This window comes from Weizmannia agrestimuris, assembly GCF_943193165.1.
GTDB lineage: Bacteria > Bacillota > Bacilli > Bacillales > Bacillaceae_C > Weizmannia > Weizmannia faecalis.
Window position 1 is genome coordinate 150,112 of record NZ_CALPDC010000002.1, and the last position, 12,880, is coordinate 162,991.

Sequence of the window (12,880 nt, forward strand, 5' to 3'; positions counted from 1 at the left end):
TGACAAAATTTTTGGCCGGATATAGCGCAATCCGGCCATTCCTGTTATAATCAACTTGGGTAGTATCTATTTCGGAACTATACCACTTCAGCTTTTTATACAAAATAGATTCTGCCTTGATCCTTAAACGGACGGGGACAGAGGGCCAAAATGAACAATTGAAAAAACAGGGAGCCCGTCTGTCCAGTGATGGGCTCCTTTTTCCAATTGTTTGTTTCCTCTGCACCGGTCAATCCATGACAGGTGAGGAGTGTTGGAAAATGAAACAAACGACGGATTTTGTGAAGATGAAGGCGCAAGAAGAAAAAATTGCAATGGTGACCGCCTACGATTACCCTTCTGCAAAGCTTGCAGAAGAAGCGGGCGTCGACATGATTCTTGTCGGCGATTCGCTCGGCATGGTCGTGCTCGGCTATGATTCGACCATTCCGGTGACCGTGGCGGATATGGTCCACCATACGAAAGCGGTCAAGCGCGGGGCGAAAAACACCTTTGTCGTCACCGACTTGCCGTTTATGTCGTACCATTTGAGCCGTGAAGAAACATTAAAAAACGGCGCCCGCATTATTCAGGACGGCGGCGCCCATGCTGTAAAACTGGAAGGCGGGAAAGAAGTTGCGGCTCACATTGAAGCGCTTACGGAATCGGGCATCCCGGTGATGGCCCATATCGGGCTGACGCCGCAAAAGGTCGGGATTTTCGGTGGCTATAAAGTCCAGGGAAAAACAGCGGAAGCCGCCAAAAAGCTGCTGGAAGATGCGAAAGCGTGCGAGGAGGCCGGCGCTTTCGCCGTCGTCCTGGAATGCGTCCCGCGGCAGCTTTCGGAAGAAGTGACATCCGCCCTTTCCATTCCAACCATCGGAATCGGGGCCGGCCTTGATGTAGACGGGCAGGTCCTTGTATTCCATGACCTGGTAAAATACGGAAGCGAAAAAGTGGCAAAATTTGTGAAGCAATTTGCCGATGCGGATGCCGTGATGCGCGCGGGGCTCCGCCAATACGTACAGGAAGTAAAAAACCGGACGTTCCCCGAAGAAAAGCATACGTACACGATGAAAGAAGAAGAACTGGCAACACTGTACGGGGGGCATGCAAAATGAAAACCGTGCAGGTAATGAGTGTTGCAGAAACGAAGCAGAAAATCCGGACGCTTGTATCCCGGTATAAAAAAGAAGGCAAGTCGATCGGGTTTGTCCCGACGATGGGCTACTTGCATGAAGGCCATCTCGCCCTGGCAAAGCAGGCAAGAAAAGAAAACGATATTGTCATCATGAGTATTTTTGTAAACCCGCTCCAATTCGGCCCGAATGAAGATTTCGACCGATACCCGCGCGATGCGGAAGGGGACCGGCATAAAGCGGAAGCAGCAGGCGTTGATGTATTGTTTATCCCGTCTGTTAAAGAAATGTATCCGCGCGCTTTATCGGTTCAAATAAAAGTGACAAAGGGGACGGATGTCCTTTGCGGAAGAAAGCGGCCAGGCCATTTTGACGGTGTGGCGGTAGTCCTTTCAAAACTGTTTCACCTCGTCCAGCCGGACCGCGCTTATTTCGGGCTGAAAGATGCCCAGCAGGTGGCCGTTGTTGAAAATCTTGTCCGCGATCTGGATTTTCCGGTTGACATTGTCCCGTGCCCGATTGTGCGCGAACCGGACGGCCTTGCAAAAAGTTCGAGAAACGTCTATTTATCGGAGGCGGAGCGGAAAGAAGCGCCCGAAATATACAAAAGTTTGCAATTGGCAAACAAAGCGGTTGAACAGGGGGAGAGAAACCCGGAAAAAGTGATTTCCCTTGTAGAAGCGCATCTTTCTGCGCATCTGTCCGGGAAAATTGATTACGTGGAATTGTATTCCTATCCGGAACTCGAACCGGTCCATGCCATACATGGGCGCTGTATCCTCGCAGTCGCCGTCCAATTTGAAAGAGCACGGCTTATCGATAATATCATTTTTGCAGAATAAACAACATGAGAATAGGAGAGATTGCTTTGCTGCGGACTGTGATGAACGGAAAAATCCACCGGGCAACCGTGACGGAAGCGAATTTAAACTATGTCGGAAGCATCACGATTGATGCGGATTTGCTGGATGCTGCGGGAATGGCGCCCAATGAGAAAGTGCAAATAGTGAACAATTACAACGGGGCGCGATTTGAAACGTACATTATCCCGGGTGAAAGGGGATCCGGTGTCATCTGCCTGAACGGCGCGGCCGCCCGGCTTGCACAACCCGGTGATATTGTGATTATCATTTCGTACGCCCTTTTGACGGAAGAAGAAATGAAAAACCACCATCCGAAAATTGTCCTGCTTGATGCAAAAAACCGGATTGAAAAAATGTTATCGGAAGAACCGGCTTCCACGATTTTGTAAGGGTAAAACCGCACCTGCTTTTTCGGGCAGGGCGGTTTTTCAATTTCTGCAGCCTGGTTGTGGCGAATGATCGATTTTATGTTAAAATAGTACAATATGGAAGAAACGGGGCAATTATTTTTAATCAGGTGATGTTATGCAGCGCTATGTAGTTGTAGATCTTGAAACAACAGGAAATTCAGCAAAAAAAGGCGATCGCATCATCCAGTTTTCCGCTGTTGTGGTTGAAGGCCGGGAGATCAAAACGCAATTTACAAGCTTCGTCAATCCCGAAAAGCCGGTACCGCCGTTTATTTCGGAATTGACCGGGATCGATAACGGCATGCTTGAAGAAGCGCCCGCATTTTCGGAGATCGCCCCGCGCATCATGGAAATTTTGGAAGGCAGCATATTTGTCGCCCACAATGTGCTGTTTGACCTACCGTTTTTGCAGCAGGAATTAAAGGCTGCGGGGTTTCCGCCGTTTCGCGGGCCGAGCCTTGACACCGTTGAATTTTCGAGAATTGCATTTCCAACTTTAAACAGTTATAAACTGGGGGATCTGGCCGATTCTTTGTCCCTTTATCATGAACGGCCGCACCGGGCGGACAGTGATGCTTTTGTTACGGCAAAGCTGCTTCTTGCCTGCATGGAAAAGTGTGCGTCCCTTCCTGTCGTCACACTTGAACAACTCGTGCCGCTTTCTTATTCCTTGAAAAGCGACCTTGCCGGCATTTTTGAGGATATACTGGAAGAGAAACGGCGGCATATCGAGCATTTGCCGCCGGATATGGAAGTATACCGGGGCATCGCATTAAAACGGAAAAGCCTGCCTGCGGATGACGGCCCGCGCGAGATTGGCCGTTATCCGCAGGATGCGGCTGAAAAAGAATCCTGGTTTGCGGCTTCAGGTACCGGGATGGAAGCGCGCCCCGCCCAATTTGAAATGATGGACCATGTCCGGGAAGCTTTTTCTGCTGAGGAGCATGTCGCATTAGAAGCAGGCACGGGCATCGGCAAATCCCTTGCCTATCTTGTGCCGGCCGCTTTCCAAGCGATTTCGGAACAGAAACCGGTGTTAATCAGCACGTATACTGTTGCGCTTGAGCACCAGCTTTTAAATAAGGAAATCAAAAGGCTTGAACAGATGCTGAAAACCCCGGTCAGGACCGTGTTGCTAAAGGGGAGGAGCCATTACCTGCATTTGTTTAAGTTTGAACAGTCGTTAAAAGAACCGGACCGGCAGTACGACGCCGTATTTGCCAAAATGCAAATCCTGGTCTGGCTTACCGAAACAGAAAGCGGCGATCTTGACGAGCTTCATTTATCTGGCGGCGGAAAACATTTTTGGCAGCGGATTAAACAGGACGGCTGGCATACGGATAAAAAAGATCCGTGGAAATCGCGGGATTTTTATCTTTACGCCAAAGCCTGCGCAGCCTCTGCTGACATCGCCGTCACGAACCATGCGATGCTGTGCGCGGAACTTGAAAGGGACCAGTCGGTGTTTGACGGATTTCAATACGTCATCATTGATGAAGCCCACCGCCTTGAACAAGCGGCCCGGGAAACGATCGGGAAACGCGCAAGTTACAACCAAATGAAATATATGATGGCAAGGCTTGGTCTGTATGAGCAAAAACAACTGTTTTACAAATTGGAAAAAATGATGGAAAAATATGGGCTAAAAGCCAGACTGCACGCGTTTGAATGCGATGCAATCCTGCAGGGCCTTGAGGCTGAGCTCGATGATTTATTCGGTATGCTTGCCCAAAAAGTAATGCGCGTGAACCGGGAAACAAATGGTTACCAGAAAATCAAATTAAGAATTAAAAAAGAAAATTGGAAACAAAAAGCATGGCAGGCAGTTCTGCTCTGTACGGAACGGATCAGGGCGTCCATGAAAGAGATTTCACAGGCTTTGGAAGAAAGACTTTCGCAGTTGCTTTCCGAAAAACAGATGAAAGAACAGGCACTCGCTTTTATCGAAGAAATGTACAGCTTTTTGGAAGATTGGCGCCTTTTGCGCGACAACCTGGCCATTTTCGCCGGCCAAAACGGCGGGGATGAAAATGTCGTCTGGGTGGAAGGGGATTTGCGCGCCCTCCCGAACAGCCTTGTCATCTATTGCCAGCCGGTGCATGCCGGAGAAACATTGCAAAAAGCTTTTTTTTCGCGAAAAAAGAGCGTTGTGCTTACTTCCGCGACATTGACCGTTGGCGGAAGCTTCCGCTATTTTCTGGACGAGACGGGGCTAGCGCACACCACAAAAACGGTCCGCATTCCGTCGCCTTTCCGGTTCGACAGGCAGGTGCAGTTTATTATCCCGAACGACCTTCCCGATATCGGATCCGTCAGTATAGAAGACTTTGCGGAAAAAATGGCAGGTTATCTGCTTGCCGTTGCGGAGGCCACAAAAGGCAGGATGATGATTTTATTTACATCCTTTGATTTGCTGAAAAACGTGTACCACCTGATGAAAGAAAGCGGAATGCTTGAAGATTATATGTTTATCGCCCAGGGAATATCAAGCGGCAGCCGGTCGAGGTTAACGAAAAGCTTTCAAAAATTTGACAAAGCCATTCTTTTCGGTTTAAGCAGCTTTTGGGAAGGGGTCGACATCCCTGGCGATGACCTTTCCTGCCTTGTGATGGCCCGCCTTCCGTTTTTGCCCCCGGATGAACCGGTTACTGAAGCAAAGTCCGATTATTTCAGGGCAAAGGGGAAAAACCCGTTTTCCGCCTATGCCTTGCCTGAAGCCGTGCTCAGGTTCAAACAAGGGTTTGGCAGGCTTATCCGGACGCGTCATGACCGCGGCATTTTTCTTGTCCTGGACCGGAGGATTGAAACGGCCACATACGGGCCGGCGTTCACAAAGTCTCTGCCGCCGGTCCGCATCAGGCACCTGGATCTGAACGAGACGCTTGAGGTCATTGAAAGCTGGCTGTAAAAAAAGTGCTGCGACAATGCAGCACAAAACAGGGTAGACCGGAAAAATGATCAAATGCATCATTTTTTCATTCATTTTTGCTGTATAATGATGAAGGAAATGATTCTAAGCTTAGGATGGCCTGCATGGGAACTGATATGAATGACAATTTCTGCTTAAAAGGATTTACGCCATGGAAAATGAGGGTTCGGAATGAAAAAAGCACTGATCTCGATTTGCATTTTGGTCATCGTGATAGCCGGATTTGCGGCAGAGACTTATTGGAAAGCACGGAAACCGTATCATGAAGCCTACAACAAAGCGGTCGCTGTTGCCAAAAGCGAAGCCGGCATCCGGGCTGCCGATGCATTTTATCTTTACAATGGCAAAAGCACCTATTATGTTGTCGTGGGGAAAGGAAAAGGCGGGAAGAAAAAAGCGGTTTGGATCCCTGAAAAGAAACCGAAACGTGTGACCGTCCTAGACTTGAATACCGGCATCTCAAAACAGGATGCAGTGAAACAAGTGGTGCAGAAAAGGCAGCCGGATAAAATTTTATCTGTGCGGCTCGGCATGGAAAGCCAGGTTCCCATTTGGGAAGTTGCTTATATAAAAGGAAACAGCCTCGGCTATGATGAGGTTCCTTTTTTAAAAAAATCCAATTGATCCGTTTGGAGAGGTGAATCGTATGAAACTAGCATCAAGGGTAAGTGCATTAACGCCGTCATCCACGTTGGCGATTACGGCAAAGGCAAAAGCAATGAAGGCGCAAGGCATCGATGTGATCGGCCTTGGCGCAGGTGAACCCGATTTTAATACACCGAGGGAGATTATCGAAGCCGCGTACCAGTCGATGCTGGACGGCCAGACGAAGTATACCCCGGCCGGCGGAATGGCATCGCTGAAAGAGGCCGTCATTGAAAAATTCCAAAAAGACCAGGGGCTTGGCTTTAAAGCAAATGAAATCATCATTACCAACGGGGCAAAACACGCCTTGTATACATTGTTTCAGGTGCTGCTCGACCAGGGCGATGAAGTGATCATCCCGTCTCCTTACTGGGTAAGCTATCCCGAGCAGGTAAAGCTTGCAGAAGGCGTCCCGGTCTTTGTAGAAGGCAAAGAAGAAAACCAGTATAAAATAACGCCGGAGCAGCTGGAAAAAGCCATATCGCCGCGGACAAAAGCGTTTGTACTCAACTCTCCCGGCAATCCGACCGGCATGATGTATACAAGGGAAGAACTTGAAAAACTCGGTGAAGTCTGCCTGAAACACGATATTTTGATCGTGTCGGACGAAATTTACGAAAAATTGGTGTACGGCGGCAGCCGGCATGTCTCGATCGCCACCATTTCACCGGAACTGAAAGCACAGACGGTGATCATTAACGGCGTCTCAAAATCCCATTCCATGACCGGCTGGCGGATCGGCTATGCGGCCGGAAACGGGGATATCATCAAAGCGATGACAAATCTTGCCAGCCATTCGACTTCCAATCCGGCAACGCCTTCCCAGTTCGCGGCACTCGCCGCATATAGCGGGGATGAACGCACCGTGGAAGAGATGCGCCAGGCTTTCGAGGCACGGCTCAATGCTGTTTTTAACCAGCTGATTGAAATTGACGGGATTACCTGCATCAAACCGCAAGGCGCTTTTTATTTATTCCCGAATGTGAAAGAAGCCGCAAAGCTGACTGGGTTTCAAACGGTTGACGCATTTGTGGAGGCTTTGCTCGAGGAAGCGCGCGTTGCCGTCGTCCCGGGTTCCGGTTTCGGCGCGGAAAACAATATCCGGCTTTCTTATGCCACTTCTTTGGAAAATCTCGAAGAAGCGCTCAAGCGGATCAAACAGTTCGTGGAAACACGGAAAAAAGCGTGAAACTTTGGCTTGTTTCCTTTTTCCGCCTTTGTTTAGTATAATGGATTTCGGTACATATGGGAGACAAGCCGGAAATTGTTTTGGAGGGAAATACCGTGAAAATCACCATTTCAGAAGTACACCAGCATATCGGGGAGGAAGTGACGATCGGGGTCTGGCTGAACAACAAACGTTCAAGCGGCAAAATTGCTTTTCTCGAGCTGCGTGACGGGACAGGCTTTATCCAGGGGGTCGTCGTAAAAAACGAAGCCGGGGAAGAGGTCTTTCAAACGGCGAAATCGATGAGCCAGGAAACTTCTTTTTACGTTACCGGGACAGTCCGGGAAGATGCCCGCTCCCCGTTCGGCTACGAGCTCCAGGTGACCGGCATTCAGATCATTCATGAAGCCGTAGATTACCCGATCACACCAAAAGCGCACGGGACCGAATTTTTAATGGACCACAGGCATCTATGGCTCCGTTCCCGCCGCCAGCACGCCGTCATGAAAATCCGGAACGAGATCATCCGGGCGACGTATGAGTTTTTCAATACGCACGGGTTTACGAAAATCGACCCGCCGATTTTAACCGGCAGTGCGCCGGAAGGAACGACCGAGCTGTTCCATACGAAGTACTTTGACGAAGAGGCCTATCTATCACAAAGTGGGCAGCTTTACATGGAAGCGGCAGCAATGGCATTCGGGAAAGTATTTTCTTTCGGCCCGACGTTCCGCGCCGAAAAATCGAAAACGCGCCGCCATTTGATCGAGTTTTGGATGATCGAGCCGGAAATGGCTTTTTATGAACATGAAGACAGCCTGAAAGTACAGGAACAGTATGTCTCTTATATCGTCCGGTCCGTTTTGGAAAACTGCAAACTCGACCTGCACCGGCTTGGCCGCGATACTTCAAAGCTTGAACAAGTGTCGGCGCCGTTTCCGCGGATTACGTATGATGATGCAATTGAATTGCTCCATGAAAAAGGATTTGATGATATCAAGTGGGGCGAAGATTTTGGTGCGCCGCATGAAACCGCGATTGCCGAAAGTTTCGACAAGCCGGTGTTCATTACGCATTATCCGGCTGCAATCAAACCGTTTTACATGCAGCCGGATGCTAAGCGCCCGGAAGTCGTGCTGTGCGCCGATTTGATTGCGCCGGAAGGGTACGGGGAAATCATCGGCGGCAGCGAGCGGATCAATGACTATGATTTGTTGCTGAAACGGATCAAGGATTTCAATCTGTCGGAAGAAGCTTACAAATGGTATCTTGATTTACGAAAATACGGTTCTGTTCCGCATTCCGGCTTCGGGCTGGGCCTTGAGCGGACGGTTGCCTGGATTTCGGGCGTTGAGCATGTGCGCGAAACGATTCCGTTCCCGAGGCTTTTAAACCGGATCTATCCGTAATTGAAAAAACGGCTGCATTGACGGTGTGCAGCCGTTTTTCTTTTCAGATGTTTTTTTCAATTCCCTTGCCGTTTTTAAACTGCTATACTTACATTGAGGTGTCCGACATGGATAAAGATCTTTTGCTTGCCTGGTGGGAAGAAGGGATATTGACCGTCCCCCAGCTCTTATTGAAAAAATACAAACAGCTTGGCCTGAATGAAACGGAACTTGTGCTTTTGCTGCAAGTTTATTCTTTTTTAAAAGAGGGAAATGCGTTTCCGACGCCTGAAGATCTGGCAGGCAGGCTTACCATTTCGGAAAGTATGTGCGTTTCGATTTTGCGGCGTCTAATCCAGCATCAGTTTTTGTCCATTGAAGAAGGGGAAGGGGAAGGTGGCATCCTGTATGAAAAATATTCGATCATGCCGCTGTGGGCGAAACTCGCCGATGAATTTATCTATGAGAAAAAACAGGACGAGCTTGAAAAAAGCGTAAACGAAGAAACCGATTTATACACCACGTTTGAACAGGAGTTTGGCAGGCCGCTGTCGCCGCTCGAATGCGAAACATTGGCGATGTGGATTGACCAGGACGGGCAATCCCCTGATCTGATCAAAGCCGCCCTGCGCGAAGCCGTCATCTCCGGCAAACTGAATTTCCGCTACATAGACCGCATTTTGTTTGAATGGAAAAAGAACGGCATCCGGACGGTGGATGAAGCACGTGAATATGGAAGGAATTTCCGTAAATCGTCAAAACCGCAAACAGAAAAACCGAAAACGACCAATCCGGTGCCGTTTTATAACTGGCTCGAACAATAAAGGTGACAATAATAATTTTATGTAAACTAGTTACAGGAGTTTAAGAAATGCTGACAAAAAAACAAATCCGGCATTGCCTTGAGACAATGGGGGAAATGTTTCCGGATGCCCGCTGTGAATTGAATCATTCAAATCCTTTTGAGCTGCTGATCGCGGTAACATTATCCGCCCAGTGCACCGATGCGCTCGTCAATAAAGTGACAAAAAATCTGTTTCAAAAGTATAAAACGCCGGATGATTATATTGCCGTGCCGCTTGAAGAACTGCAGCAGGACATCCGGTCGATCGGCCTATACCGCAACAAAGCAAAAAACATCCAAAAACTTTGTCGGATGCTCATCGAGGAATACGGGCGGGAAGTGCCGCAAACACGTGAAGAACTAATGAAACTGCCCGGCGTCGGCAGAAAAACGGCAAACGTTGTCCTGTCGGTTGCTTTTGGCATTCCGGCCATTGCTGTCGATACCCATGTGGAGAGAGTAAGCAAACGGCTCGGTTTTTGCCGCTACAAAGACAGTGTATTGGAAGTGGAACAAACCTTAATGAAAAAAGTGCCGAAAGAAGAATGGTCGATCACGCACCACCGGATGATCTTCTTCGGCCGCTACCATTGTAAGGCCCAGCGCCCGCAATGTGAAATCTGCCCGCTTCTTGACCTGTGCAGGGAAGGGAAGAAACGGATGAAGCAGAAAGAGAACAAGAAATAACAATACAAAAAGCATGGAGAACTGATTCTCCATGCTTTTTTGGTGCGAACCGGCGGGAGCACAGGAAGCCATCAATCACGTGCTTTTTTATTCAGAACCGGTATTGTTATTTGCGGACGTGTTGCCCGAACTGTTTTCGCCTTTATTGGAACTGTTCCCGCCGTTCGTATTGGTCCCTTGGTTTCCGTTTGAACCGCTGTTTCCCTTGCCATGAGTGCCTGCTCCATTGTTTGCCGGTCTGTCATTTCCGCTTGAAGGGCCAGTGCCTGAACTGTTTCCTGGACCGTTGTTGTTATCTTTGTTGCTGTTGCCGTTTCCGCTGTTTTCCGAGCCGGTGCCGTTTGAATTGCCGCTGTTTGTTCCCTTGTCTGAGCCGGTGTTGTCTTTGTTTTCGCCGGACTGATTGGTGTCAGTGCCGGTATTGCTATTCGTATTTGAATTGTTTGCATCCGGTTGTTTTTGGGTATTGTCTTCCGGTTGCTTGTTTTGGTTATCATCCGCCTTCGTGTCCGTGCTATCCCCCGGAACCGTTACACTGGCGGATGCCGCTTTGCTTTTCACGCCATTTACCGTGGCGGTGACATTGAAGACATACGTTGCGCCCGCTTTCGGATTGGCAACGGTGATCGATTTTCCTGAAGTCGAACCGAATGACGCCGCGCTGCCGTTTATTGTGCCGGAGACGTTAAAGGTTGCACCTGATCCTTCATAATCCCAGGTAACCGTAATTTTTTTGCTGTTTGCATCATACGCTGCGTGAACATTTGCCGGCGCATCCTGGGTAACGGATTTTTTATCAATCGCTGTATCGATATGGCCGCGGATATACAATTCGCTTCCCATTCTGACGACACTTTTCGGCATCGTAAAGTCAGGCGTTTCTTTGCCTTCCGATACATAGCGCATCAAGTGGCGGTAAATTTGCTGCGCGACCGTTTGATACGGCCTTGTGACGCCATATTTTTTGCCTTTCTCGCTTTCGTATCCGGTCCATACAGCTAACGAATATCTTGTCGTGTAGCCCGCAAACCAGGAATCCCGCACAGAAGAACTCAAAATCCCGTATTTTGCCAGCTCATCTTTATCAAAATTCGTTGTGCCCGTTTTACCGGCGGCAGGCAATCCTGGAATATGGGCGGTTGTCCCAGTGCCTTTTGTCAGCACATCTTTCAGCACGTCCGTAATCATATAAGCCGTAAAATCACTCATGGCGATTTTGGACTGGACATGCGGTTTGATTTCCGTGACCCCGTCACGCAGGACAATTTTCCGGATGGCATGCGGCTTGTTGTATATGCCTTCATTGCCGAATGCGGCGTAAGCGGAAGCCATCTGCAGCGGTGAAACTTGCACCCCTCCGCCGATGGATGAAGATTCAACGATTTCTTTGCTGTTTAAATCAAGGCCGAGTTTTTTTGCAAAACGGATGGCCCTTTCCTTGCCAACTTCTTTATACGTTTCATAGGCAGGAATATTCCGTGATAAATACAGTGCCTTGCGCATGCTCATCTTGCCAAGGAACCGGTTATCCCAGTCATTAATCGGCGTTCCGTCCGAATAAGTGGTTGCCACATCGTTCAATTGGTGCCCGGTTGACCAGTGCAAGTACTCAATCGCCGGCCCGTAGTCAAGAATCGGTTTGATTGTTGATCCCGGCGAACGCTTCGTATCAACGGCATAGTTGAAGCCACGGTCAAGTTTCATATTGCGCCCGCCGCCGAGCGCACGGATTTCGCCTGTTTTCGTATCGATCAGGGCAATGCCGGCCTGCATTTTTTTATCCGGATAATTGATGATCGAATTGGTGTTTAAGATTTTTTCCGTATATTGCTGTGCGGAAGAATCCAGGGTTGTATAAATGGTTAAACCATCGGCATACACATTATAGTTCCCGAGTTTCTGCACTTCCTTAATGACTTCATTGACAAAGGCAGGATATTTGTTCGCGTTTGTATTCCGCTCTTTTTCTTTGACCAGTCCGGCCGAAACCGGGGTGGCCTGCGCTTTTTCCATTTCTGCCTTTGTAATTTTATTGTTTTTGTACATCATCGAAAGGACAATGTCCCTTCTTTTCTTCGTCAGATCCGGATGGTCAAACGGATTATAATTATTCGGGCTTTGTGGCATGCCGGCCAGTACGGCAATTTCCGGCAGTGATAATTTGCTTAAAGATTTGCCATAATAATGTTCAGCGGCTGTCTCAAAGCCGAAGACACCGTCTGACATATAGACTTTATTGACATACATTTCAAGGATTTCATGCTTTGTATATTTCCGCTCAAGCTGGATCGCCAGCCACGCTTCCTGGGCCTTCCGCTTTAATGTTTTTTCGTTTTTATTATTTAACGCCATGGAAACGACCTGCTGGGTGAGGGTGCTCGCCCCCTCGGATCCGAACCCTTTGGTAAAGTTTGCGACCACCGCACCCCCAAGCCGAATCGGGTCGATCCCGTGGTGCTGATAGAACCGTGCATCTTCTGTCGAAAGAATCGCGTTTTCCATCTGTTTTGGAAGCTCTTCATAATCAATATATTTCCGGTTCTGTGCCCCGAGCGTTGCGACTGTTTTGTTGCTTTTATCCTTAATCACCGATGGAATCGGGTCGGATAACTGCTTCTTCGTCAGTTTCGGGGAGCTGCTTGCGTAATACGCAAAAGTGCTGATTCCCGCAATGACTCCGGCCAGCCCGACAAGAAAGCAGACAAGAATGAGCCGCTTTATAAATGTTAAAAATTTGTTTTTCGGTTTTTTCCTTTTCTTTTTATGTTGATTTGCCTGCATTTGTTTCCGGCGTTCTTCGCGGGATTGGTATTTTTCTGCCATGCTCA

General features: G+C 48.7%; 10 protein-coding genes. 9 read left to right on the plus strand and 1 reads right to left on the minus strand.

Annotation, left to right across the window (positions count from 1 at the left end):
• Positions 1-260 precede the first annotated feature (260 nt).
• The 9 genes from panB (at position 261) to nth (ending at position 10,052) form a co-directional block, all read left to right on the plus strand.
• A complete protein-coding gene (gene panB / locus NFR98_RS02125) occupies positions 261-1,100 on the plus strand; it encodes a 3-methyl-2-oxobutanoate hydroxymethyltransferase (protein WP_251459570.1) in 840 nt (279 codons plus the stop codon).
• A gap of 14 nt (positions 1,101-1,114) precedes the next feature.
• A complete protein-coding gene (gene panC, locus NFR98_RS02130; RefSeq protein ID WP_251459604.1) occupies positions 1,115-1,960 on the plus strand; it encodes a pantoate--beta-alanine ligase in 846 nt (281 codons plus the stop codon).
• Positions 1,961-1,986: 26 nt separating this feature from the next.
• Positions 1,987-2,370, plus strand: a complete 384-nt coding sequence (gene panD, locus NFR98_RS02135; RefSeq protein WP_014098184.1) for an aspartate 1-decarboxylase — start codon at positions 1,987-1,989, stop codon at positions 2,368-2,370.
• Positions 2,371-2,506: 136 nt separating this feature from the next.
• A complete protein-coding gene (dinG, locus tag NFR98_RS02140) occupies positions 2,507-5,299 on the plus strand; it encodes an ATP-dependent DNA helicase DinG (RefSeq protein WP_251459572.1) in 2,793 nt (930 codons plus the stop codon).
• Between the two features lie 192 nt (positions 5,300-5,491).
• Positions 5,492-5,944, plus strand: coding sequence for a cell wall elongation regulator TseB-like domain-containing protein (locus NFR98_RS02145; protein WP_014098186.1), 453 nt, complete (start codon positions 5,492-5,494; stop codon positions 5,942-5,944).
• A gap of 22 nt (positions 5,945-5,966) precedes the next feature.
• Complete coding sequence (locus NFR98_RS02150; protein WP_017550453.1) at positions 5,967-7,154, plus strand: pyridoxal phosphate-dependent aminotransferase; 1,188 nt, start codon at positions 5,967-5,969, stop codon at positions 7,152-7,154.
• A gap of 95 nt (positions 7,155-7,249) precedes the next feature.
• Positions 7,250-8,542: an asparagine--tRNA ligase gene (gene asnS, locus NFR98_RS02155; RefSeq protein ID WP_026683352.1), complete on the plus strand. Its 1,293-nt coding sequence runs from the start codon at positions 7,250-7,252 to the stop codon at positions 8,540-8,542.
• A gap of 107 nt (positions 8,543-8,649) precedes the next feature.
• Complete coding sequence (locus tag NFR98_RS02160) at positions 8,650-9,345, plus strand: DnaD domain-containing protein (protein WP_035188089.1); 696 nt, start codon at positions 8,650-8,652, stop codon at positions 9,343-9,345.
• 47 nt (positions 9,346-9,392) lie between these two features.
• Positions 9,393-10,052, plus strand: coding sequence for an endonuclease III (nth, locus tag NFR98_RS02165; RefSeq protein WP_014098191.1), 660 nt, complete (start codon positions 9,393-9,395; stop codon positions 10,050-10,052).
• A gap of 87 nt (positions 10,053-10,139) precedes the next feature.
• Here nth and NFR98_RS02170 read toward each other — a convergent pair whose 3' ends face one another.
• Positions 10,140-12,875: a PBP1A family penicillin-binding protein gene (locus NFR98_RS02170; protein WP_061577312.1), complete on the minus strand. Its 2,736-nt coding sequence runs from the start codon at positions 12,873-12,875 to the stop codon at positions 10,140-10,142.
• Positions 12,876-12,880 lie beyond the last annotated feature (5 nt).